Origin of the sequence: Roseobacter phycocola, from assembly GCF_042055075.2 — a bacterium.
Taxonomy (GTDB): domain Bacteria; phylum Pseudomonadota; class Alphaproteobacteria; order Rhodobacterales; family Rhodobacteraceae; genus Roseobacter.
Genome location: NZ_CP194010.1, coordinates 2,895,134 through 2,917,400, shown reverse-complemented (window position 1 = coordinate 2,917,400; position 22,267 = coordinate 2,895,134). Strand labels below are relative to the sequence as shown.

Below are 22,267 nucleotides of genomic sequence, written 5' to 3'. Positions count from 1 at the left end.
CGCGGCTGCGCCGCACGACATGCCCGCCTCATATCCTTTCGGATCTGGGGCGGCTGACCCTGCTGCGCAGGGAAGGGCGGCATCAGTCTGATGCCAGCTCAGCCACCATCTGGTCGCGCATAATGAACTTCTGCGGTTTGCCGGTCACTGTCATCGGCAATTCGCTGCGGAAGGAAATGTGTGCCGGCACCTTGTAATGCGCAATATTCTCACGGCACCAGTCTGCGATTTCTGAGGGCGTTGCCCGGGCATCCGTCTGCAGGACCAGCCAGGCACAGACGATCTCGCCGAACTTCGGGTCCGGGATGCCAAAAACCTGAGCCTGTGCGACGTCCGGGTGTGTGTAGAGGAATTCCTCGATCTCGCGCGGGTAAATATTTTCGCCTCCCCGCACGATCATATCTTTGACACGTCCGGTGATGGCCACGTAGCCCTCTGCGTCCATCGTGGCGAGATCACCTGTGTGCATCCATCCGTCTGCGTCGATGCTGTCATGTGTTTTGTCTGCGTCTTCCCAGTACCCTTTCATCACCGAATATCCCCGGGTCAGCAGTTCTCCCTGGGTGCCGGTGGGCACTGTTTGCCCCTCTGCGTCGATGATGCGGACTTCGACGTGGGGGTGAATGCGCCCTACGGACGAGACCCGCTGTTCCAGAGGGTCATCGGTGTTGCTCTGAAAGGATACAGGGCTGGTTTCGGTCATCCCGTAGGCAATAGTCACGCCGGTCATATTCATTCGGGCCTGCACCTGGCGCATGATTTCGACAGGGCAGGGCGCACCTGCCATAATGCCTGTACGCAGGCTGCTCAGATCCCAGGTGTCGAATTCGGGCAGTGCGAGCTGGTTCACGAACATGGTGGGCACCCCGTAAAGTGCGGTGCAGCGTTCCTCTGCGACTGCGCTGAGCGTGGCCACAGGATCAAAGGCTTCGCCGGGGACGACAATCGTGGCGCCCTTTGTGACGCAGCCCAGGGTGCCCATGACCATGCCGAAACAGTGATAGAAGGGAACGGGAATGCACAGGCGGTCCGTGTCATTCATTTCAAGTGTTTCGGTCACAAAATGCGCGTTGTTGATGATGTTGTGGTGGGTCAGGCAAGCGCCCTTGGGGCTGCCCGTGGTTCCGGATGTGTACTGAATGTTGATCGGATCATGCGGTTCGAGCTGCGCCGATATGCTGTCCAGTTCTGCCGCTGGCACAGCGTCGCCTGTTGCACAAAGGTCGTCAAACCCGATCATACCTGCGGGGATATCATCGCCCATGACGACGACCGCGCGAAGATCAGGAAGCCGTTCGGCATGCAGCGCGCCGGGCTTTGCGGATGACAGCTCGGGCGCCAGCGTTTCAACCATACCGGTGTAGTCGGATGTGCGGAACCGGCGGGCTGTCACCAGTGCTCTGCATCCGACTTTCCGCAGCGCATATTCAAGCTCCGACACGCGATAAGCAGGGTTGATGCAGACGAGAATGGCACCGATGCGCGCTGTGGCAAACTGCGTCAGCAGCCATTCCGCGCGGTTCTGGGACCATATGCCAACCCGGTCGCCTTTGCTGATGCCCAACCGCAGCAGACCGCCAGCGAGGCGGTCCGTCTGATGAGCCAGATTGCTGTAGCTCCACCGAATCTTCTGTTCCCGAAACACGGCCGCCGGATGGTCCGGTCGCGCTTCGGCGGTTTGTTTCAGCAGGGCTGGCAGCGTGAGATCGAGCAGCGGGGTATCCGTCCGGCCATGAACATGGGACAGACCGTTGTGGGGCCGCCGGTCGTGGGGGATCATTGGCTCATCCTTCATGATGCTCTTCGGTGCTGATCAGAAGATATGATGCGGGAGCACGCAATACAAAGGTCTGACGGCACCACCTGTTCCGGTTTGCGTCAGCTGTACCAGATGGCTCGTCGCAGCAGGTTGAGGCCAAAGAAAACAAAAACGATCAGAATGGCGTTTCGGAACCCCTGGCCCGTCAGTTTTCGGCGCAGAATTTCGCCGAGTGAAAACCCTGCGATTGCGGGCAGCAGCATTGCGATGGAAACACCGCTGAGCGGGCCGGTCAGAAACCCCAGTCTGGCATAGGCATAACACAGGGGCAGGCTGCCGATGAAAATCATGAAACCGGTGGCGCGGATAAATTCGTCTTTTTCGACCTGACGGGTCGCCAGATACATCGCCATGGGGGGACCCCAGGCTGCGGTCATGCCGCCGATTACCCCGGAGAAAACGCCAAAGCCAATCTGTGCCGTCCTGTCCCACCGGTCGGGCAGGGGTGGCACCATGTTGCGCCAGCTGACAGCAACAAAGATCAGAATGACAACGCCCAGTGCGGCGAGCAGGAACCGGTCACCGGTATCGCGGGTCAAAAACGCGGTGAAAGCCACACCCGTGAACAGGACTGCTGAAAACAGCCAGTAGCGTTTTGCCGTGCGCAGGATTTCCCCGCCGCGCCACAGTTGCCAGGCGTTTGACCCGATCATGGGAAACATCACCAGCGCGATCGCGGTTCTTGGATCGGTGAACAGCGTCATGATTGCGATGGCAGCTGTGGGCAGGCCGATGCCGGCCACGCCTTTGACCCAACCGGCCGCCAGAAAGGCGGCCGATGCCATCAGCACCAGGGGCCAGAGCTCCACCGGCCCGGTCAGTTCCGGGCCCAGGGCCCGTGCTGTCCTGTGCTGCCGTCATCCAGGCGCGCAAAGCCATGCAGCCCGAAGTAGTCGCGCTGGCCCTGGATCATATTGGCTGTGCCGCGATGTGTGCGCATGGCATCAAAGTAGGTCAGTCCAGAACTGAGCGCCGGTGTTGGCAGGCCGTGCAGCGCTGACTGTGCAACGACCTGACGCAGGGCGTCATGGCTGGATTTCAGATGATCTGCGAAGCCCGGGGCGAACATCAGATTTCGACCTGCGTCTTCGGTCAGAGCTTCGGCCATGTCATTGAGCATGTCGGAGCGGATGATGCAGCCCTCGCGCCAGACCCGCGCGATACCCGGCAGCGCCAGCTCCCAGCCAAAGGCCTCGGACGCGGCAGAAATCATTGCAAATCCCTGCGCGTAACACAGGATTTTGCCTGCGATCATGGCTTTTTCCAGGACGTCCTCGCTCAGCGTGTCATGCGGAACGTGGCGGGGGGCCGCGCCAAAGAGCGCCTCTCCGGCGGCGCGCGCGTCGCGTTGGGATGACAGGTTGCGCGCCACCACCGCGGCCTCAATGGCGGGAATGGGAGCTGCAAGGTGCTGCGCTTCGATCACTGTCCAGCGCCCGGTGCCTTTCTGACCTGCCGCGTCCACGATGACGTCCAGCAACGGCCCGCCTGTCGTGTCGTCCACAGCCCCTGCCACCCGGCCGGATATTTCGACCAGATACGACCGGAGCACCCCTTCGTTCCACCGGTCGAACACCGACCCGATGGCCGCCGCCTCAAGACCCATACCATCACGCAGAATTCCATAGATTTCCGCGATCATCTGCATATCTGCGTATTCAATGCCGTTGTGTACAGCCTTGACGAAATGGCCGGCGCCTTCTTCGCCCATCCAGGTGGCGCAGGGCGTGCCTTCGTATTTGGCGCTGATCGCTTCGAGAATATGCGCGACGCGGTCCCAGTATTCGCGTTTGCCGCCGCCCATGATCGCAGGGCCGTGGCGCGCGCCTTCTTCTCCGCCGGAGACACCCACACCAAGGAATGGCCCGGTCGCTTCGCGTGCCCGGCGGTTGGTGTCATGAAAATTCGCGTTACCGCAGTCGATAATGAGATCATCCGGTCCCAGCAAAGGCCGCAGCGCTTCGATCTGGGCATCAACCGGGTCACCGGCGGGCACCATCAGGATAATAGCGCGGGGCGTTGCAATGGATTGCACCAGGTCTTCCAGGCTTTCGGTCGGCGTAATGCGCTCTGCCAGGTCACCGGCACCCGAGGCAAAGTCACGCGTGACCTGAGTGGTGCGGTTAAAGACAGAAATATCAAAGCCTTTCTCCGCAATATTGAGCGCCAGGGCTGCGCCCATTGTCCCGAGGCCGATCAGGCCGATTTCGCTTGCCATGGAAGGGTGTCTCCTGTGTTTCGGCGCCGCAGTCAGATGCGGTCCGTTTTATTGCCGCGATCTTATCCACGCGGATGCATAAAGGGAAAGGGTGAACCGGTCAGCCGGGGCATTCAGTCAAAGGTGATCTGCGCTTTCATCGCCTGTGTCCGGTCGCTGGCCACTTCAAAGGCCGCAACGGCATCATCCATCCCCATTGTCTGGGTAATCAGCGGGCGCACATCAAGCAGGCCTTTGCGCATCAGTTCTACGCCGGTGAAGAATTCCTCGTGAAACCGGAACGAGCCGCGCAACTGGAGCTCTTTGGCTGTCAGAGCCTGGACCGGCAGGTTCATATCACCGCCCAGCCCGAGCTGCATTATGACGCCCTGCGGTCGCATGGCAGCAATTGCCGCGGCGAGGGCCTGTGCAACACCGGTGCATTCAAACAATACGTCAAAGTGCCCCTTGTCAGCTTCATAGGCGCTCAGCGCCTCCGGTTCGGTGCCGGAGTTGATCACACGGTCCGCGCCGTTGGTGGCCGCCATCTGCAACGTGAAGTCTGTCAGGTCTGTCGCCACGATCTCGGCAGCACCGGCGCGCCGGGCGACGAGGATACACAACAGCCCGATGGGGCCGCAGCCGGTCACCAGAACACGCTTGCCCAGCAATCCGCCGGCCTGGCGCGCGGCGTGAAGACAGACTGCCAGAGGCTCGGCCATGGCGGCCTCACCTGCACTAAGATCGCCCGCTGGTGCGCATTGGCGCGGATCGACAACGATGTGCTGCCGGAAAGCGCCCTGAATATGTGGAAACGGCATCGCAGATCCATAAAACCGCATGTTCAGGCAGTGCTGGTGCAGGCCTTCGTTGCAATAGCTGCACTGGTAGCAGGGTCTGGAAGGGGAAACGGCCACCAGATCACCAACCGACAGGCCGGTCACCCCGGCGCCCAGTTCGGTAACGCGACCGGATACCTCGTGGCCGAGCACCATTGGTTCGCGGATGCGGATGGTGCCAAAGCCGCCGTGGTTGTAGTAATGCAGATCTGACCCGCAGATGCCGCCCGCGGCGACGGCGATCCCAACTTCACCCGGTCCCGGAGACGGAGATTCGTGTTCTTCGATGCGCAGGTCTTTGGGAGCGTGAATGACGACGGACTTCATTGGGTTTCCTTTGCGGCGGCACATGTGCCGGAGGGTCACTTGACAAGCTGTGTTAACGGTAACATAAATTGAGAACATCCAGAAAGTCGAGCAGAAAGAGACGTAGTATGAGCCTGAGCTTGTTTGATCTGACCGGGCGCCGTGCGCTCATCACCGGTTCTTCGCAGGGTATCGGTTTCGCCCTGGCCAAAGGGCTGCAGGCTGCTGGTGCCGAAATCGTTCTGAACGGGCGGGATACGGCAAAACTGTCTGATGCCGCAGCACAGCTGGGAGAAGGTGTTCATCAGCTTGCTTTTGATGCGACCGACCATGATGCCGTGCGCGCGGCTGTCGATGGTTTTGAAGCGGACACCGGACCGATTGATATTCTGGTCAACAACGCAGGCATGCAGCACCGCACCCCGCTGGAAGATTTCCCGGCTGACGCGTTTGAGCGGCTGATGCAGACGAATATCGCCAGTGTGTTTCATGTAGGCCAGGCCTGTGCCCGGCATATGATCGGGCGCGGCAAGGGCAAGATCATCAATATCGCATCGGTGCAGACTGCGCTTGCCCGTCCCGGGATCGCGCCCTACACGATGACCAAGGGGGCGGTTGCGAACCTGACCAAAGGCATGGCGACCGACTGGGCGAAACACGGCCTTCAGTGCAACGGGTTGGCACCCGGATACTTCGACACACCGCTGAATGCGGCACTCGTTGCCGACCCAGAGTTCTCCGCATGGCTCGAAAAACGCACGCCTGCGGGCCGCTGGGGCAATGTCGAGGAACTGGTTGGCACCTGTATCTTCCTTGCGTCGGATGCGTCTTCCTTCGTGAATGGCACCACTGTTTTCGTCGACGGTGGAATCACGGCATCTCTGTGAGCATGCGTCACTACGTGGTGATGGGCGTTTCCGGCTGTGGGAAGACCTCTGTGGGACAGGGGCTGGCCGCTGCCATCGGCGCGGAATTCGTCGACGCTGATGATCTGCATCCACCGGCCAACGTGGCCAAGATGGCGCGGGGTGAACCGCTGAATGATGAGGATCGCGCCCCATGGCTGACGGCTGTAGCCGCCCGCATGAAGGCGGGCGATACCAGTGTTGTTATGGGGTGCTCCGCGCTGAAACGGGGGTACCGTGACACGATCCGAAATGGTGCAGGGTCGCCAGTGATGTTTCTGCACCTTGCGGGCAGCCGGGAGCTGATCGCCAGCCGCATGTCCGCCCGGGAGGGCCATTTCATGCCGCTTTCCCTGCTCGACAGTCAGTTTGCCGCGCTGGAGCCGCCGGCTGCGGATGAGCTGGCCCTGACTGTCGATATAGATCGCAGCGAAGCCGAGATTGTCGCCCGGATTGCGGCGAAGATCGGGGCCGCGTCCTAGGCTGCAGCCTTTATCCTGTCGCCAGCGGTGCAAGCCCTGCTGCCGCGCGCCCGTCCGGCGTTTTCAGTGAGAAATCCTGCCCGAGCCATGGATCAGCCGCCTGTGTGCCCAGCCAGGCAATGGCTTTGGCTACGTCGGCGGGCGAAATATGCGCGGACCAGTCCAGCTGGCTGACCGGATTGATGCCGGAAGCGCGGATCGCTGACTGCATGTCCGTAGCGACGGTGCCCGGTGACAGGCCGACCACCCTGACTCCCTGGTCGCGGTATTCCTTGTCGGCCACCCGCGTGAGTGACAGCACTGCGGCTTTGGTCGCGCAGTAGTGGCTCCAGCCTTCAAGAGCGCTGGTCGCCGCCCCGGAACTGATGTGAACAAATGTGCCCCCTCCCGCGCCGATCATGCCGGGCAGTGCGGCGCGCAGGCCGTAATAGACCCCCTTCAGGTTCACATCAGCCACCAGAGACCATGCCGCGGGGTCGCTGTCAGCAAGACGTGCGATAGGGTCTATCAGTCCGGCGTTGCTGACCCACATATCAATCTGTTTGTACTTCTCGCGTGCGTGTTCTTCGAGCGCTGCGATGTCCTCATATCGGCTGACGTCACAGGCGATGGCGTCCGCCCTGCCACCATCCCCGCGGATCTGTTCCGTAATGCGGGTGATGTCATTCGTGGATCTTGCCGCCAGAACCACTGTCGCGCCGAGGGTGGCAAAGTGTTTGGCAGTGGCTGCGCCGATGCCGCGGCTGGCGCCGGTGATAACCACCGTTTTGTTGGAGTATTGCATGTTTCATGCTCCTGTCTGGTTTCCCGGAGAAGCTAAGCGTGCTTTTACATGTAAAAAATGGTATAATTAGCAAAACAATAGTGCATAAAATACATGAATGAATTCTGATGATCTGAGAATGGCAGCGCTGGTCGCGCGTCTCGGCAGTTTTGCCGCTGCCGCGAGAGCACTGGATCTCGACCCGTCAGCTGTCTCCCGCAGTGTGGCCGCGACCGAAGCACAGCTTGGGTTTCGCCTGTTTCAGCGCACGACGCGACGCATGGCGGTCACGGGAGCCGGTTCGGCATATCTGGAGAGGATAACGCCCTTGCTCGACGGGCTGAGTCAGGCGGCAGAGGACGCACGCGGCGAGGGCGGCGCGCCGTCCGGACTGTTGCGCCTGACCGCGTCCGTCGCCTTTTCCGAGGTTTGTCTTCTGCCGCTTTTGCCTTCTTTTCGGGAGCGGTTTCCCGGAATTACGCTGGAACTGATCCCGGAGGATGCAAATACTGATCTGGTAGCGAACGGAATTGATCTGGCCATCAGGCTGGCAGATGCGCCGAGGGGCGATCTGATCAGCACCCGTTTGATGCAGACACGGTATCTGGTCTGCGCGTCACCGGGCTGGATGGCACAATTCGGCGAACCTGATCACCCAGGGTCATTGGCACAGATGGCCTGTCTGCGTTCCGCGCTGCCGGGGTATCGCGACCGCTGGATCTTTCGCAAAGGCAGGGATGAGCCTTTCGGGGTGCCGGTCGATGGGTGGTTTCTCACCCGCAGTGCCTTGTCGCTGCGCAGCGCGGCGATCAGCGGATTGGGGCCGGCTCTTCTGCCTGACTGGCTGGTGGCGGGTGATCTCAGGGACGGGAATCTGACGCAGTTGTTTCCGGACTGGCAATGCACCGCGACCGGTTTCTCTACCGGTGCCTGGGCGCTCTACCCCAGCCGCTCTTTTCTGCCGCGGAAAGTCCGGGCGACGCTGGATTTCCTGCGGGCAGAACTGCGCAACAGGTGAAACGCGTGGGGTCAGCCGCCCGCCATCTGTGTGAAAGCCGCCCGCATTTCTTTGGCAGACCGGCGCTGCATCAGGTGTGACAGGCACCGGACGACATTGTCCCGCCAGACCGGATTACCGGAAAGCGTCTGGGGCATTAGGGATGGCAGTGCCGCGATCCCGTCAAACACAGCCGCGGCGCTCTGTCCGGCATGATCGCAGACTGCACGGATGTCCGCTTCAAGAGGGTCACGCAGTGCATAGGTGCGACCATCGACAGTCCCGGCGCAGTACCGCATCCACGCCGCCGTTGCGATGGCAAAGGTCCCGGCGTCCTGATCCGTGCCCAGTGCTTCCATGGCCGGTTCAAAGATGCGCTGTGGCATTTTCTGGCTGCCATCCATCGCAATTTGATAGGTCTCATGCGCAATCGCAGGGTTTTCAAACCTTGCCTGCAAGGCGCGCGCGTAGTCATCAAAATCAACCGCTGCGAGGTGCGGCAGGGTGCCAGCCGCAGACCGCATATGATCCGTTGCCAGCCGGTTCAGGGCTGCATCTGCCATCACGTCCCGCACATAGGTGTGACCACAGAGAAATCCGGCATAGGCAATCAGCGAATGCGTCCCGTTCAGCATCCGGAGCTTCATTTTCTCATAGGGTGCGACATCCGGCACAAAAAGCACCCCCGCATCTTCCCAGCGCGGACGGCCGTTGCAGAAGGCGTCTTCCACAACCCACTGGCTGAAAGGCTCTGTTTCGACGACGACGGCGTCCCTTGCGCCGAGGGCGCTTTCTGTCCGGTCAAGCAGTTCGGGCGTTGCTGCCGGCGTGATGCGATCCACCATCGTGGACGGAAAAGCGCCATACTCCGCGATCCACGCCGCCAGACCTGCGTCACATGCGGCGGCAAAATCAAGCACCCCGGCGCGCAGCAGTGCCCCGTTTGACGGCAGGTTGTCGCAACACAGAACGGTGTAGGGGGGCAGTCCCGCAGCCTTGCGCCGTGCAAGACCGGCCACGATCAGACCCACGACACCTTCCGGCGCATCCGGGCGGGCGAGATCTGCTGAAATCGCGGGATGGTTGCGGTCCACTGTGCCGGTCCCGCGCAGGATGCCGTAGGCTTTTTCGGTTACCGTCAGGCTGACTATACGCATAGACGGTGCCGCGAGCATATCCAGCACTGGCTCAATGCCCCGCGCGGCGGCAAGTGCGCCGGAAATGCTGCCGATGACCCGGCGGTCTGTGCCGTTCTGTCCCCTGATCTCCAGGCTGTAACGGCCCTCCTGACGGTTCAGCGCATCGACGCTTTCGGTACTGCGCAGGCTGACACCACAGATGCGCCAGTCGCCGCCATGTCTGGCAAGTACATCATCGGTGAAAATGGCCTGGTGCGCGCGGTGAAAAGCGCCGGGGCCAATATGCACGATGCCGGTTCCATGAGCTTCCGGGTCGTAGTCCGGCCCATCAATGCCTGGCTTCATGGGTGTTTCAGGTGACAGACTGGCGGGGTGTTCGGGTGATGTCATACGCGCACAATCCTTCAGAACCTGCGGCAATGTAAAGTGCCGCACCCCGTATGCTGTTGCGCCTATCGGGCGCTGACAGCGGTTGGAAAAACTGACAGTGTCAGGGTGCCGGGGCTTCGTGTCAATCGGGGCCATGGGCCGGGAAGAACAGGAGAGTTATCGTGTCCGATCAGTTGCCGAACCGCCAGGCCGACCACCTGAGACAATTATTGTCCGGGGAGGGCATGATCATGATGCCCTGCTGCTTTGACGGGATATCCGCGCGTCTTGTCGAACAGAGCGGGTTTGATCTGACCTTTTTGTCCGGATTTTCTGCCTCTGTCAGCAGGATCGGTGCGCCGGACGTTGGTTTGATGAGCTATGGCGAGGTGCTGGACCAGGCGCGCAACGTGATGGAAGGAATCTCAATCCCGATGATGGTCGACGGCGACACCGGGTATGGCAATCCGATGAACGTGGAACGCACAGTGGAGGGGTTTGCGCGCGCGGGATGCGCCGGTGTCATGATTGAGGATCAGCTGTCCCCCAAGCGCTGCGGACACACCGCGCGAAAGGCTGTGGTGGACCGGGAGGAAGCATTTGACCGGATCCGGGCCGCAACTGCGGCACGCGGCAGGGCAGACATCCTGATTAAGGCCCGCACGGACGCACGCCGGGACCTTGGTCTGTCGGAGGCGATTGCCCGGGCGCAGATGTTCGCGGAACTTGGCGCGGATATCGTCTTTGTCGAAGAGCCCTTCAACAAAGAGGAAATGCGTACGATATGCGCCGAGGTCCCGGTGCCCACCGTGGCCAACATGCTGGAGGGCGGGCAGACACCTGTACTGCCTCCGGCGGAGCTGGAAGAAATGGGGTTCGCAATTGCGGCCTACCCTCTGGCGTGCCTGTCGGCAGCGATGCGGGCGATGTGTGACACGTTGCAGGCGCTGAAGGCGGGCGGGGACCACACAGGAGGGCTGATGCCCTTTGACGAATTGCGCCGCCGTGTCGGTTTCGATGCCTACTATGAGGCAGAAGACCGTTACCGCCGCTGAAGTACGGTTGAGCCAGGGATAAGCCGGTATCCGATGTCCCGTGTGTTCGGCACCGGTTCGCCAGACAGGCGCGCGATCATCAGCTCTGCGGCCGCCTGACCCAGTTTCAGATGGGGCACATGCATAGAGGTCAGACGCTTTTTCAGAACCGAAGCCACCGGCAGGTCGCCCCACCCGGCGATGCCGATATCCTCTGGGACGCGCATGCCGCGCTGGTCACAGTACTGCAAGCCACCAAAGGCCATTGAATCGTTCTGGTAGAACACACACTCGACATTGCGCTGAGAGGCAAGAAGCTGCTCTGTTCCATAAAACCCCGGGTAGAACGCCGCAGTGTCATGCAGGCACAGCTGGCGGACAACCTGGCCGCCGCCATCCTCAACCGCTTTGGTGAATCCTTCCAGACGCGCGGTTGCGGCATTCGCGGTGTCATGCGATGTGCCCACAAAGCCCAGCGAGCGGTAGCCGCAGCTGATCAGGAACCGTCCCATCTCGAAACCACAGTCGAAATGGTTGATACCAACGCTCATATCGAGGGGGCTGGAGTTCAGATCCCAGATTTCGACGACGGGCACACCGGAATTGCGCAGCATCTCGAGCGCCCGCACGGAATGGTACCGCCCGGTCAGGATCAGTCCGGCAGGCTGCCAGGACAGAACCGTGCGGATCCAGTTTTCTTCTTCCTCGTGGGTGTGCTGCGTCAGACCCAGAACGGTCTGATGTCCGAAACTTCCAAGCTTCCGGTCAATCGCTTCGAGCACCTGCGCAAAGACCTCATTGCCCAGATCAGGAATGGAAACGCCGACAAAAGTCGATGACTGGTCGCCCGCGAAAACGGTCGCGAGACGATTCGGAAGGTAGCCGAGCTGGTCAACCTGGGTCATCACCCTGACGCGCGTCTTTTCAGAATAGCCACCTTCGCTGCGCAGCACCCGGCTCGCGGTCATCTTCGAAACACCGGCCGCGCGGGCGACTTCTGCGAGGCTTACCTTGTTGTTTTTATTTGGTTTATCCGCCATTCTACCCCGAGTTGCGTTACCGGTAACTTTTTTCTTGACTTCCCCGGCGCTTCAAGCCGACGATAGGCCTACGTTACGGGTAACGCGATTTTTCATCAAGTCTCCTGTGACCGGTGATGTGGCAACAGCCGCATGGGGAGGAAACATGGCAGAGCACCTGCAACAGGGTCTGTTCTTTGACAGCATCGACAAGCATTTCGGCGGTACATATGCGCTGCGGGATGTGTCGTTGTCGGTCGGCCGCGGCGAAATCGTGGCGTTGCTGGGTGAGAACGGTGCGGGTAAATCCACGCTGATCAAAGTGCTCGGTGGTATCCATTCTCCGGACGCGGGTCAGGTGCTCATTGACGGTGTGCCCTATACGCACCGGCCGGCCGGTTTCGGCGAGCGGCAGAAGGTTGCGTTCATTCACCAGGACCTTGGCCTGATCGAGTGGATGACTGTCGCTGAGAATATCGCTCTGGCGCTGGGTTACTCCCGCAAGGGCGGTATGATCCGCTGGGCGCAGGTCGAATCCTTTGCGGCTGAAGCGCTGCTGAAGGTCGACTGCACGTTTGACCCCACGACACGGGTCGAAGATCTGACCCGTACTGAAAAATCGCTTGTAGCGATTGCGCGTGCGCTGGCCGTCGACAGCGAGTTTCTCGTACTTGATGAGCCAACCGCTTCGCTGCCGGCGGATGAGGTCGGACGCCTGTTTGAGGCGCTGCGCCCGCTTCGGGAACGTGGCGTTGGCATGATTTACGTCAGCCACCGTCTTGATGAAATTTTCCAGATTGCGGACCGGGTCGCTGTTCTGCGGGACGGTGCCATGGTTGGCGTGCGCAGCATCGCGCACACAACGCCCGAAGAACTGGTTCAAAAGATTGTTGGCCGCAAAACACGCGCCACGCTGAAATCAGAAGACGCGCCGGGGCAGGACATTCTGAAGTTGCAGGACGTCGGTGTCGGCGAGGTCGGCCCGCTTTCGTTTACGCTCAAGCGGAATGAAATTGTCGGTCTCGTGGGTTTGCGCGGCGCGGGTCACGAGGATATTTCGCGGGCCCTTTTCGGGCTGGAGCAGCATACCGGGGCAGTAACACTGAACGGTGAGACGCCTGATCTGGCCAGCCCGCAGGCTGCGCTGAATTCCGGGATTGGCCTGGTCGCAAGGGACCGTACCGAAGAATCCGTTGCGATGAATCTCACGATCCGCGAAAATACGTTTCTGAACCCAGCGGCTCTCGGCCGGGGCCTGCTGAGCCTGATGATGCCCGCGCGCGAGGCGGAACAGGCCTCGGAAATCGGCGATGATCTTGGCCTGTCGCCCAATGACCCGACACTTGCCATCGAAGCGCTGTCGGGCGGCAACCAGCAGAAAGTTGTCATTGGCCGCTGGCTTGCGACCAAACGCAGACTGCTTCTTTGCGAGGACCCGACAGCGGGTGTCGATGTGGGGGCCAAAGCAGAAATCTATGCGTTGCTGAACCGTGCTCTTGCAGAAGGTATCGGGATCCTTGTTGTCTCCACCGACTTTGAGGAGATAGCGACCATCTGCCACCGGGCAATTGTCTTCAGCCAGGGCGCGATCGTTGACGAGCTTTCCGGCAGCCGCCTGACCACCGAAAACCTGATCCAGTCGGCTTCGGCCGGGAATATCGCCTCCGGGGAGGAGCATACCAATGCAATCGCTTGAATCCGGGGCACTTGAACCGACCCGCGCGGAAATGAACGATCTGAGCACCGGCAAACGCCTGATGCGCCTCCTGCCGGTCTATGGCCTCGTCATTCTGACCGGCCTGCTGATTCTGCTGTTCTCGGTTCTTCTGCCGAACACCTTCCCGACGATGCTGAACCTGCGGGCGATTATCTCGGACAAAGCAATCATTGCTCTGCTGTCGCTTGGCGCGATGATCCCGATGGCTGCGGGCCGGATCGATCTGACCGTCGGATACGGTATCGTGCTGTGGCACATTCTGGCGATCAGCCTGCAGACCATGCTGGGCCTGCCCTGGCCGATGGCCGTTGCAATTGTTCTGATGCTGGGTGCGTTGTCCGGGTTTCTGAACGGCCTTCTGGTCGAAGTGGCCCGGATTGACAGCTTCATTGCTACCCTGGGCACGGGCACTGTGCTTTATGCCCTTGCGCTCTGGCACACCGGCGGCCGCCAGATGGTCGGCGTGTTGCCAGACGGCTTTTATGCGCTCAGCACGACCTTTGTCATGGGCATCCCGATCACCGGTTATTATCTGATCGCGATCACGCTGATCATGTGGATCGTGCTCGAATACACACCCGTTGGCCGCTATCTTTATGCAATCGGGGCCAACCAGCGCGCGGCTCAGCTCAATGGTATCCCCACACGGAAATACGTGATCGCAGCTTTTGCGACCTCGGGCACAATGACGGCTCTGGCGGGTGTTCTGCTGGCGTCCAAACTGCGGATTGGTCAGGCCTCTGTGGGCCTTGAGTTCCTGCTGCCGGCTCTTGTCGGCGCATTCCTCGGATCAACGACAATCAAACCAGGCCGGGTCAACGTCTGGGGCACAATCGTGGGTGTCGCGATCCTTGCGGTCGGCATTTCCGGCATTCAGCAGTTCGGCGGCTCTTTCTGGGTAGAACCACTCTTCAACGGGGTCACCCTGCTCGTGGCCATTGGCATCGCGGGCTACGCGCAGCGCCGAAAGGGCGCTGCAAAGAAATAAAATCCATTCAGCTTCTGGGAGGAAACTATGCTGAAAAGAACATTCCTGAATACAATGGCAGCAACAGCTCTGATGGCAGGGCTCGGCATGCCGGTCACAGCAGAGACCGCATTCGATGGTCCCACATCCGGTCCGGCTGCTGCAGCTGACAAAACCATCGTCGTGCTCGCGGGCGATCTGAAAAACGGCGGTATTCTCGGCGTAACAAACGGTGTTGAGGAAGCTGCGGAAGCGATCGGATGGGACGTGCGCGTCCTTGATGGCGCAGGGTCTGTCCAGGGCCGCACGGCGGCTATCGGTCAGGCGCTTGCGCTGCAGCCTGATGGCCTGATCATTAACGGGTTTGATGCTGTCGAACAGCAGGCAGCGCTCGAAGGCGTTGTTGCGGCGAACATTCCGATGGTGGCTTGGCACTCCGGACCCAAGATCGGCTGTGATGCGCCGGGTGGTATTTTCGCGAACGTCTCGACCGACGCCATGACAGTGTCTGAGGTTGCTGCTGAGTGGGCGCTCGAAGACGGAGGCGAAGAAATCGGCGTGGTGATCTTTACGGACAGCACCTACCAGATCGCCATCGACAAAGCTGATCGGATCAAAGAGACGATCGAAGCGAACGGCGGCAAGGTCCTGGAATATGTCGATACGCCGATTGCTGACACGTCGACCCGCATGGGGCCACTGACAACCAGCCTGCTGCAGAAATACGGCTCCAGCTGGACGCATGCGCTGGCCATCAACGACCTGTATTTTGACTTCATGGGTCCGGCACTTGCAGCCGCTGGCATCCAGGGGTCCGGTTCTCCGAAGGCTGGGTCTGCGGGTGACGGGTCTGAGGCGGCATTCCAGCGGATCCGCGGGGCGCAGTACCAGGCGATCACTGTAGCTGAACCGCTGAACCTGCAGGGCTGGCAGCTCGTTGACGAGCTGAACCGCGCCATCCAGGGCGAGGCGTGCTCTGGCTATGTAACGGCTCCGGCGCTGGTCACGCAGGAAGGCCTGGCCAAGCTGGGCGACAGCAATGCGTTCGATCCGGACAGCCCTTACCGCGAGTCCTATTCCGCGATCTGGGGTAAGTAATTCTCCCTGAGGCGGCGGGTGTCACCATTTGCCTGCCGCCTCTTTTTCCATCCATTCATCAAGCGGAGGCTGCAATGGCAGACACCCCCCTGGTCGAAATGCGCGGGATCACCAAACGGTTTGGTGGTGTCACGGCGCTCTCTGACGTCGACCTGACCGCCTATGCCGGAGAGGTGCTTGCGATCGTTGGCGACAACGGCGCTGGTAAATCGACGCTGATCAAAGTCCTGACCGGTGTTTATCAACCCACGGAGGGCTCAATCCACATAGATGGCGAAAAGGCCGAATTCTCGAACCACGCTGACGCTGCGAAAGCAGGCATCGACGCGGTGTACCAGACACTGGCACTGGCGGATCACCTTGATCCGGCGGCCAACATGTTTCTGGGCAATGAGCTGACCAAAAAGTTGTTCGGCATCACAGTGCTGGACAACAAAAGGATGCGCTCGGAAACCGAAAGGGTTCTGATGGAGCGTCTTGGCGTGCGGCTGAGGTCGCTGGATGTGCAGACCGACAGCCTGTCAGGTGGTCAGCGTCAGGCCGTAGCGATCGCCCGCGCCGTTTACCACGAGGGACTGCGGGTGCTGGTCATGGATGAACCGACTGCTGCGCTTGGGCCGCAGGAAACTGCGCGCACGCTGAAACTGATCAAATCACTCAAGGAACAGGGCCTCGCTGTGATCCTGATCAGTCACTCACTGGATGACGTTTTCGAAGTGGCAGACCGAGTTCACGTTCAGCGCCGTGGTCAGTGTGTCGGAGTAGCACTCACTGCCGAAAGCTCAACCCAGGAAGTTCTGGGCATGATCGTTGGTGCCAAGGAGGACGCGGCATGAATACCGCAGTTGCGACAAACGAAAAGACACCGCTGACTGAACGGCTTGAGCCTTACATGGCGGTAATTGCGCCGATGGCGATGATCTTTGCCATCTTCCTGTTCATGGCCATAGCGTCGCCGGAACGGTTTTTCCGGATCAGCAACCTGGAGCTTATCCTTCAGGACGCCGCGCTTTACATGCCGATGGCCATGGCGATGACCTTTGTCATCACCCAGCGCGGTATTGACCTGTCCGTCGGATCGGTCGCGGTGCTGTCGGCCATTATCATGGCCTTTCTGGTCAAACAGTTCGGGTTTTCGATCTATGTCGGCATTCCGATTGCGCTGACCATCGGGGCACTGCTCGGGCTGATCAACGGACTGGTGATCACACGGTTCAATGTGCCTGACCTCATCGGTACGCTGGCGATGGACCTTGTCTACAAAGGCCTGGCACTCTTGCTGGCCAAGGGTCTGGTTCTCGCGCGCTTTCCGGATGTGCTGACAGAAATGGGCCGGGGGCAGACGCCTTTCTTTATTCCGACGCCTGCCGTCATCGGCATGCTGACGATGGTTGCCGGGTACTACATTCTGAAGCGGACACACTTTGGCCGTTACACGGTCGCTATCGGGTCGAGCCCGGAATCTGCTGAGCTGACCGGCATCGGGGTGAAACGTCACAAGGTCTATGCCTATGTCCTTTGCGGTGCCTGTGCGGCGCTGGCAGGACTGATGCTGACCGGCAAGCAGAACGCTATTCAGGCCACCATGGCGCCCTTCTTCAATCTGCACGTCATTGCGGCGGTGGTTGTGGGTGGTACGTCCCTGTTCGGTGGGCGCGCGTCGATCATCGGGTCGTTCTCGGGCGTGTTGCTGCTGGCGATGATGCTGAATGCTCTCGTCACACTGCGGATCGAGTTTTTCTGGCAGCCTGTGGCGTCCGGTTTCGTGATCATCAGCTCCGTCGCTCTCTATGCCTGGATCCAGAAAAAGGACCGTGATGGCTCGGGCGGCTGGTTTGCCGATCTCAAAACAGCTGAAGGCCAGAAGCTTGTGCGGTTCTCCGCACTGCTGATTGGCCTGCTGATTGCTCTGCTGGCAATCGGTGGAATTTTTGCCGGTGAAACCGCGCCCAGCGGTTGACGGCACAAAGAGGTGATGCCGGGGGTGGCAGCAACTGAAGCCGGCCCCGGTGCACAAATTTTCCAATGGGAGGAAATCAAATGAAACTTATGACAACTACAATTCTGGCCGCGTCGGTTGCCTTTGGCACAATGGCCTTCGCGGATGGCCATGCCACACTGCCGCTCAAGGAACTGCCTGACATTGCGGACCGCGATTACTGGGTGCCCGATGAAGTGAACGCAGAAGGCAAGCTCGAAGCGATGCAGGCCGTCGTTGGCAGCGAAGCGGTGAAGTTCTCCGGTTCGCAGGACGCGCCGATCCAGATTGCTCTGATCTATCCCTCGTCTGATACCTCTGACTTCTGGGCACGTAACTATCTGGCGATGACCAAGCGTCTCGATGAGCTCGGCATTCAGTATGAGACCACTGAATTCGCGTCGCGCCAGATCGAGCATTCGCTGCAGACGACCTACGCCAACCAGGTGGTCCTCGACAAAGACATATATGACTACGTTATCTTTGGTCCGTCCGAGCTGGCGATCCAGGCCGACAATATCTCAAAGCTGGCTGCAGAAACCGACGATCTGACCACGTATGTCTGGGCATTCCATACACCGCTCAAAGAGCTCGAGCATCAGCCCGCAGCCTGGTTCGACTTTTCGTCCGCTGCCGGCGCTTTGACCATGTGTGACTACATGATCGGGCGTCTGGGTGAAGGTGTCACGATGGCGATGAACCGCGGGATCCCGGGCATCACGGACAACCAGCGTTCCGGTGATTTCAAAGCATGCGTCGAAGAAAAAGCGGGCTGGACCACCGTGTACGAGCACTATGGTGAATATCAGCGTGAAGGCGGTTTCGCCGGTACGTCGCTGATCCTGCAGTCCTATCCCGAAGCTAAGATCATCCATAATGCAAATACCGCGATGGCGATGGGCTCGGTTGAGGCACAGGTGTCCGTTGGCAAGGAAAAGGAAATCTTCTCCACGGGCTGGGGCGGAACGGGTCTTGAACTGGACGCCATCCGCCGCGGTGAACTGGATGCCACGCCAATGCGCATGGGCGACGATGTGGGTGCTGCTACAGCCGAAGCAATCAAAGCAGACATGGAAGACCGTGCCGGTGACCTTCCGTTTGTCTTCCTGGGCCGCATCACCGTGGCACATGATCAGATGAGCGCAGATGAACTCAACGCCCTGGAACAGGAAGCTTTCCGCTTCTCGGGCGTCGGTGCACTCGACCGCTGAGACAACAACAGGCGCCGGTCGCACCGGCGCCTGTTTTACTGTATCGGTACCCGCAGGAGCGACGGTACCGCTCTGCAGTCAAAGGAGAATACGGAAATGTTCGGGGTGATTGAGGGCACAGGTTTTGAAGAGCTGGCGCCGGAATTTGGCAGCTGCCTGATCGGGCACGCACGGGTCGAACGTCTCTGGACAGGCGCGCGCTGGTCGGAGGGGCCGGTCTGGTTCGCCGCAGGCCGCTATCTTGTCTGGTCCGACATTCCGAACAACCGGATGATGCGCTGGGACGAGACCGACGGGTCGGTTTCGGTGTTCCGACAACCTTCCAACAACTCAAACGGCAACACGGTCGATGGGCAGGGGCGCATGGTGTCCTGCGAACATCTTGCGCGGCGCGTGACGCGCACAGAACATGATGGCAGTATCACTGTCATCGCCGACAGTTTTGAGGGGAAGCGTCTGAACTCACCCAATGATGTTGTGGTGAAATCGGACGGCACAATCTGGTTCACTGATCCGTCCTACGGCATCATGATGGACTACGAGGGCGACCGCGCCGAGAGTGAAATCGGTGCCTGCCATGTCTATTGCGTTCATCCCGAGACCGGCGAGATCCGCATCGTTGCCGACGATTATGTCAAACCAAATGGTCTGGCTTTCTCGCCGGACGAAAGCGCACTGTTCATTGCGGACACGGGCATTACGCATGATGCAGATGGACCCAGACACATCCGGCGGCACAACGTGTCCGCGGATAATACCCTGTCGGAGGGCGGGGTCATCGCCGAATGTACCGAGGGTGTTTTCGACGGGTTCCGGTTCGACAGGGATGGCCGGATCTGGACTTCTGCTGCAGATGGCGTGCATTGCCTGAATGCGCAGGGCGAGCTGATCGGCAAAGTGCATATCCCAGAGATGGTGGCGAATGTCTGTTTTGGCGGACCCAAGCTTAACCGGCTGTTCATTTGCGGAACAACGTCGCTGTACTCGGTTTATCTTAACGTGAACGGGGCCCGCTGATGGAGTTCACCCGAAGCAGCAGTGTACTGACTCACACCGGCGTGCTGGCCATGCTTCAGGCTGCGGTCAGCAAGGCGGAGGAAATCAGCCAGCCGCAGTGCATTGTCATTGTGGACGCCAGTGGCGAACTGCTGGGTGAAATCCGTATGACCGGCGCCAAATTTCTCAGCCGGAAAAGCGCGCGGTCAAAGGCACGCACGGCGGCATCCACGGGCGGACCAACCACAGGCATTCCGGAGGCCGTGCGCCCCGCGATTGCTGCGGCAACAGAAGGCGAGATGACCGGACTTGGTGGCGGTCTGCCGATCCGGATCGACGGCGCGCTGCTTGGCGGTATCGGCGTCGGATCAGGAAGCCCTGACCAGGATCTTGCCGTCGCAGGCGCGGCCCTTGCCGCAGTCGGTGCGGACGTCTGACAATCAATTTCAGAACCGGAGAATGAGCATGAGTGAACGGATTGCACTGATTGGTGCGGGGGCAATGGGCGGTGCGATCGGTACACGTCTGCTCGAAACGGGCAACCAGCTTGCTGTCTTTGATCTCGATGCTGAAAAAGTTTCGGCTTTGGTCGGAAAGGGCGGTGTTGCAGCACCCAGTGCTGCCGAAGCAGTCAAAGACGCGGACTTTGTGATCACCAGCCTGAATGCCGCCCATATTGTCGAGATCGCCGCTTTTGGGGCGGGTGGCATCGCAGAAGGCGCGCGTCCCGGTACGGTAATCATCGACATGTCGTCCATTGCGCCGGATGCAACGCGTGATCTCGCGGCCCGGGCGGCTGAGAAAGGTCTGATGTGGGTGGACAGCCCGCTTTCCGGAGGTGCGCCCAAAGCGCTGACGGGTGAGCTGACCCTTATGGCAGGCGGCGAGGCGGATGCGGTGGAAAAAGCGCATCGTGCACTGCGGCATGTCGCGGCGAATTATACGCATATGGGACCGTCCGGCGCCGGACAGACAACCAAACTGATCAATCAGGTGCTCTGCGGTCTCGGGTTTCTGGCCGTTGCTGAAGCGACCCAGCTCGCGCAGGACGCGGGCGTGGATGCCGAAAAAATTCCGCTGGCGCTCAAGGGGGGGCGTGCAGACAGCGCGCTGTTGCAGGAATATTTGCCACGGTTTGCGACGCGGGACTATCGCCGCACGGGCCGGATCGACAATATGGTCAAGGATCTGAACGCAGTGCAGGACCTTGCGAGATCCACGGGCACGTCGATGCCGATGACCGCGCTGTGTGCCGAGATCCACAGGATGTTGACCGCCGCGGGTCTCGGGGGCGAGGATCAGGCCGCTGTCATGGAGTTTTTCCGTGGTGCAGGAGAGGAGATCAGCGTTTGAGGTCAGACCAGCTTCTGTTCGGAGTGTGCAGATGACATCGCGTGTCACCATGCGCGACGTCGCGCGCGAAGTAGGTGTTTCGCCTATGACCGTGTCTCGCGCGCTGCGCGGTGACGGAACGGTCAGCCAGCGGACCCGCGACACGATCCGGGCCGCCGCCAGCCGGCTGGGGTATGTCTATGACACAACGGCTCAGGCCTTTCGCGCGCAAAAAAGTGGGTTTGTTGCCGTTACGCTGCCTTCCATCGACAATGCCAACTTCGCGGCAACCCACCGTGGACTGACCGAAACGCTGGCGCAGACGGGGCTGCAGGTGCTGTTGGGCAGCACCAATTATTCGGTCGAAGAAGAAGAACGTATTGTCCGTCAGCTGCTGGAACGCAAACCTGAAGCACTCATCCTGACAGGCGGGAACCACTCGCAGGGTACCCGCGAACTGCTGAGTGCCCGTGACATTCCTGTAGTCGAGATGTGGGATCTGCCGGCTGATCCGATCGGGCATACGGTCGGGTTTTCCAATGCGGATGTCATGGCGGGGGTTGTTGATCAGCTGGCTGCTTCCGGGCGCCGCCGGTTCGCGTTTCTCGGGGCCGAGGGTGACAGTGACCGTCGCGGGGCCGAGCGTTGCCGGGGCGTCAGCGAGGCTGCCGACAGGCAAGGTCTCGGTCCGGTGGATGTGATCAGCATCGGCCCGGCGCCTGTTTCAATGACCGAAGGTGCGCGCGCCGTGGACGCTCTGGGCGCGCGCATTGCGGACTATGACGCGCTGATCTGTGTCTCGGATACCGTGGCATTCGGTGCATTATCGGCCTGCCAGCGCCGCGGTGTAGTGGTGCCTGATGACCTGGCGATTACCGGTTTTGGGGCGTTCGAGATTGCCGCCGTGGCTTATCCCGCGCTCACAACCGTTGATGTTTTTGCCTTTGATATTGGTGTGGCGGCAGGCAATACGATCAGTCGTGTTCTGGCAGGTGAAGCCGGCGACAGTCCTCTGAAAATCGAAACCGGTTATCAGCTCCGGCAGGGCGGCACTTCCTGAGTTCATCCATTGAATGAAAAAAGACCCGGAGGAAACTCC

At 60.3% G+C, this 22,267-nt stretch carries 21 protein-coding genes; 14 read left to right on the top strand and 7 right to left on the bottom strand.

From position 1 onward, the window contains the following. Positions 1-82: 82 nt before the first annotated feature. The 4 genes from AB4K19_RS14335 to AB4K19_RS14320 all read right to left on the bottom strand — a co-directional run bounded on the left by AB4K19_RS14335 (position 83) and on the right by AB4K19_RS14320 (position 5,182). Positions 83-1,795 carry an AMP-binding protein gene (locus AB4K19_RS14335; protein ID WP_436398123.1) on the bottom strand — a complete coding sequence of 571 codons (1,713 nt, stop codon included), beginning with the start codon at positions 1,793-1,795 and terminating at the stop codon, positions 83-85. 83 nt (positions 1,796-1,878) lie between these two features. Continuing rightward, on the bottom strand, positions 1,879-2,628 hold the full coding sequence (locus tag AB4K19_RS14330; protein ID WP_436398120.1) for a sulfite exporter TauE/SafE family protein: 750 nt from the start codon (positions 2,626-2,628) through the stop codon (positions 1,879-1,881). Between the two features lie 8 nt (positions 2,629-2,636). Continuing rightward, a complete protein-coding gene (gene gndA, locus AB4K19_RS14325) occupies positions 2,637-4,037 on the bottom strand; it encodes an NADP-dependent phosphogluconate dehydrogenase (RefSeq protein WP_375228990.1) in 1,401 nt (466 codons plus the stop codon). Positions 4,038-4,150: 113 nt separating this feature from the next. Then, a complete protein-coding gene (locus AB4K19_RS14320; protein WP_375228989.1) occupies positions 4,151-5,182 on the bottom strand; it encodes an L-idonate 5-dehydrogenase in 1,032 nt (343 codons plus the stop codon). A gap of 107 nt (positions 5,183-5,289) precedes the next feature. On the opposite strand from AB4K19_RS14320, the gene AB4K19_RS14315 reads away from it, so the two are divergent. Both AB4K19_RS14315 and AB4K19_RS14310 read left to right on the top strand, forming a co-directional pair. Further along, positions 5,290-6,048 (top strand): SDR family oxidoreductase, encoded by a 759-nt coding sequence (locus AB4K19_RS14315; RefSeq protein WP_375228988.1) that lies wholly within the window; start codon positions 5,290-5,292, stop codon positions 6,046-6,048. Between the two features lie 2 nt (positions 6,049-6,050). Next, positions 6,051-6,548 (top strand): gluconokinase, encoded by a 498-nt coding sequence (locus tag AB4K19_RS14310; protein WP_375230901.1) that lies wholly within the window; start codon positions 6,051-6,053, stop codon positions 6,546-6,548. Positions 6,549-6,558: 10 nt separating this feature from the next. Here the strand turns inward: AB4K19_RS14310 and AB4K19_RS14305 are convergent, their stop codons facing one another. Continuing rightward, the gene (locus AB4K19_RS14305) at positions 6,559-7,332 is read right to left on the bottom strand and encodes an SDR family oxidoreductase (RefSeq protein WP_375228987.1); all 774 of its coding nucleotides are present in this window, start codon (positions 7,330-7,332) and stop codon (positions 6,559-6,561) included. A gap of 97 nt (positions 7,333-7,429) precedes the next feature. On the opposite strand from AB4K19_RS14305, the gene AB4K19_RS14300 reads away from it, so the two are divergent. Beyond that, positions 7,430-8,329 carry a LysR substrate-binding domain-containing protein gene (locus AB4K19_RS14300; RefSeq protein ID WP_436398114.1) on the top strand — a complete coding sequence of 300 codons (900 nt, stop codon included), beginning with the start codon at positions 7,430-7,432 and terminating at the stop codon, positions 8,327-8,329. A gap of 11 nt (positions 8,330-8,340) precedes the next feature. On the opposite strand, the gene AB4K19_RS14295 is transcribed toward AB4K19_RS14300, so the two are convergent. Beyond that, positions 8,341-9,837, bottom strand: coding sequence for a mannitol dehydrogenase family protein (locus tag AB4K19_RS14295; RefSeq protein WP_375228985.1), 1,497 nt, complete (start codon positions 9,835-9,837; stop codon positions 8,341-8,343). Positions 9,838-9,998: 161 nt separating this feature from the next. Between AB4K19_RS14295 and AB4K19_RS14290 the strand changes: the two genes are divergently transcribed. Next, a complete protein-coding gene (locus AB4K19_RS14290; RefSeq protein WP_375228984.1) occupies positions 9,999-10,871 on the top strand; it encodes an isocitrate lyase/PEP mutase family protein in 873 nt (290 codons plus the stop codon). Here AB4K19_RS14290 and AB4K19_RS14285 read toward each other — a convergent pair. After that, complete coding sequence (locus AB4K19_RS14285) at positions 10,859-11,890, bottom strand: LacI family DNA-binding transcriptional regulator (protein ID WP_375228983.1); 1,032 nt, start codon at positions 11,888-11,890, stop codon at positions 10,859-10,861. The genes AB4K19_RS14290 and AB4K19_RS14285 overlap by 13 nt on opposite strands. Before the next feature lie 145 nt (positions 11,891-12,035). Here AB4K19_RS14285 and AB4K19_RS14280 point away from each other — a divergent pair, with 145 nt between their 5' ends. The 10 genes from AB4K19_RS14280 (at position 12,036) to AB4K19_RS14235 (ending at position 22,228) form a co-directional block, all read left to right on the top strand. Continuing rightward, positions 12,036-13,565 carry a sugar ABC transporter ATP-binding protein gene (locus tag AB4K19_RS14280; protein WP_375228982.1) on the top strand — a complete coding sequence of 510 codons (1,530 nt, stop codon included), beginning with the start codon at positions 12,036-12,038 and terminating at the stop codon, positions 13,563-13,565. Then, the gene (locus AB4K19_RS14275) at positions 13,552-14,574 is read left to right on the top strand and encodes an ABC transporter permease (RefSeq protein WP_375228981.1); all 1,023 of its coding nucleotides are present in this window, start codon (positions 13,552-13,554) and stop codon (positions 14,572-14,574) included. Before AB4K19_RS14280 ends, AB4K19_RS14275 begins: the two co-directional genes overlap by 14 nt. Before the next feature lie 27 nt (positions 14,575-14,601). Continuing rightward, on the top strand, positions 14,602-15,651 hold the full coding sequence (locus AB4K19_RS14270) for a substrate-binding domain-containing protein (protein WP_375228980.1): 1,050 nt from the start codon (positions 14,602-14,604) through the stop codon (positions 15,649-15,651). Positions 15,652-15,725: 74 nt separating this feature from the next. Beyond that, positions 15,726-16,487 (top strand): ATP-binding cassette domain-containing protein, encoded by a 762-nt coding sequence (locus AB4K19_RS14265; protein ID WP_375228979.1) that lies wholly within the window; start codon positions 15,726-15,728, stop codon positions 16,485-16,487. Further along, positions 16,484-17,611, top strand: a complete 1,128-nt coding sequence (locus AB4K19_RS14260; protein WP_375228978.1) for an ABC transporter permease — start codon at positions 16,484-16,486, stop codon at positions 17,609-17,611. The genes AB4K19_RS14265 and AB4K19_RS14260 overlap by 4 nt, the downstream gene beginning before the upstream one ends. A gap of 80 nt (positions 17,612-17,691) precedes the next feature. Continuing rightward, positions 17,692-18,840 carry a substrate-binding domain-containing protein gene (locus AB4K19_RS14255; RefSeq protein ID WP_375228977.1) on the top strand — a complete coding sequence of 383 codons (1,149 nt, stop codon included), beginning with the start codon at positions 17,692-17,694 and terminating at the stop codon, positions 18,838-18,840. 96 nt (positions 18,841-18,936) lie between these two features. Next, positions 18,937-19,857: an SMP-30/gluconolactonase/LRE family protein gene (locus AB4K19_RS14250; protein ID WP_375228976.1), complete on the top strand. Its 921-nt coding sequence runs from the start codon at positions 18,937-18,939 to the stop codon at positions 19,855-19,857. Continuing rightward, on the top strand, positions 19,857-20,273 hold the full coding sequence (locus AB4K19_RS14245) for a GlcG/HbpS family heme-binding protein (RefSeq protein WP_375228975.1): 417 nt from the start codon (positions 19,857-19,859) through the stop codon (positions 20,271-20,273). The genes AB4K19_RS14250 and AB4K19_RS14245 overlap by 1 nt, the downstream gene beginning before the upstream one ends. Before the next feature lie 28 nt (positions 20,274-20,301). Beyond that, positions 20,302-21,189: an NAD(P)-dependent oxidoreductase gene (locus AB4K19_RS14240; protein WP_436398107.1), complete on the top strand. Its 888-nt coding sequence runs from the start codon at positions 20,302-20,304 to the stop codon at positions 21,187-21,189. A 31-nt stretch (positions 21,190-21,220) separates the two neighbouring features. Continuing rightward, positions 21,221-22,228 (top strand): LacI family DNA-binding transcriptional regulator, encoded by a 1,008-nt coding sequence (locus AB4K19_RS14235; protein ID WP_375228974.1) that lies wholly within the window; start codon positions 21,221-21,223, stop codon positions 22,226-22,228. Positions 22,229-22,267 lie beyond the last annotated feature (39 nt).

Coding starts and splice junctions, on each gene's coding strand:
- AB4K19_RS14335 (WP_436398123.1), bottom strand. CDS start 1,795: ATGAAGGATGAGCCAATGATCCCCCACGACCGGCGGCCCCACAACGGT.
- gndA (WP_375228990.1), bottom strand. CDS start 4,037: ATGGCAAGCGAAATCGGCCTGATCGGCCTCGGGACAATGGGCGCAGCC.
- AB4K19_RS14320 (WP_375228989.1), bottom strand. CDS start 5,182: ATGAAGTCCGTCGTCATTCACGCTCCCAAAGACCTGCGCATCGAAGAA.
- AB4K19_RS14315 (WP_375228988.1), top strand. CDS start 5,290: ATGAGCCTGAGCTTGTTTGATCTGACCGGGCGCCGTGCGCTCATCACC.
- AB4K19_RS14310 (WP_375230901.1), top strand. CDS start 6,051: ATGCGTCACTACGTGGTGATGGGCGTTTCCGGCTGTGGGAAGACCTCT.
- AB4K19_RS14305 (WP_375228987.1), bottom strand. CDS start 7,332: ATGCAATACTCCAACAAAACGGTGGTTATCACCGGCGCCAGCCGCGGC.
- AB4K19_RS14300 (WP_436398114.1), top strand. CDS start 7,430: ATGAATTCTGATGATCTGAGAATGGCAGCGCTGGTCGCGCGTCTCGGC.
- AB4K19_RS14295 (WP_375228985.1), bottom strand. CDS start 9,837: ATGACATCACCCGAACACCCCGCCAGTCTGTCACCTGAAACACCCATG.
- AB4K19_RS14285 (WP_375228983.1), bottom strand. CDS start 11,890: ATGGCGGATAAACCAAATAAAAACAACAAGGTAAGCCTCGCAGAAGTC.
- AB4K19_RS14280 (WP_375228982.1), top strand. CDS start 12,036: ATGGCAGAGCACCTGCAACAGGGTCTGTTCTTTGACAGCATCGACAAG.
- AB4K19_RS14275 (WP_375228981.1), top strand. CDS start 13,552: ATGCAATCGCTTGAATCCGGGGCACTTGAACCGACCCGCGCGGAAATG.
- AB4K19_RS14270 (WP_375228980.1), top strand. CDS start 14,602: ATGCTGAAAAGAACATTCCTGAATACAATGGCAGCAACAGCTCTGATG.
- AB4K19_RS14265 (WP_375228979.1), top strand. CDS start 15,726: ATGGCAGACACCCCCCTGGTCGAAATGCGCGGGATCACCAAACGGTTT.
- AB4K19_RS14260 (WP_375228978.1), top strand. CDS start 16,484: ATGAATACCGCAGTTGCGACAAACGAAAAGACACCGCTGACTGAACGG.
- AB4K19_RS14255 (WP_375228977.1), top strand. CDS start 17,692: ATGAAACTTATGACAACTACAATTCTGGCCGCGTCGGTTGCCTTTGGC.
- AB4K19_RS14250 (WP_375228976.1), top strand. CDS start 18,937: ATGTTCGGGGTGATTGAGGGCACAGGTTTTGAAGAGCTGGCGCCGGAA.
- AB4K19_RS14245 (WP_375228975.1), top strand. CDS start 19,857: ATGGAGTTCACCCGAAGCAGCAGTGTACTGACTCACACCGGCGTGCTG.
- AB4K19_RS14240 (WP_436398107.1), top strand. CDS start 20,302: ATGAGTGAACGGATTGCACTGATTGGTGCGGGGGCAATGGGCGGTGCG.
- AB4K19_RS14235 (WP_375228974.1), top strand. CDS start 21,221: ATGACATCGCGTGTCACCATGCGCGACGTCGCGCGCGAAGTAGGTGTT.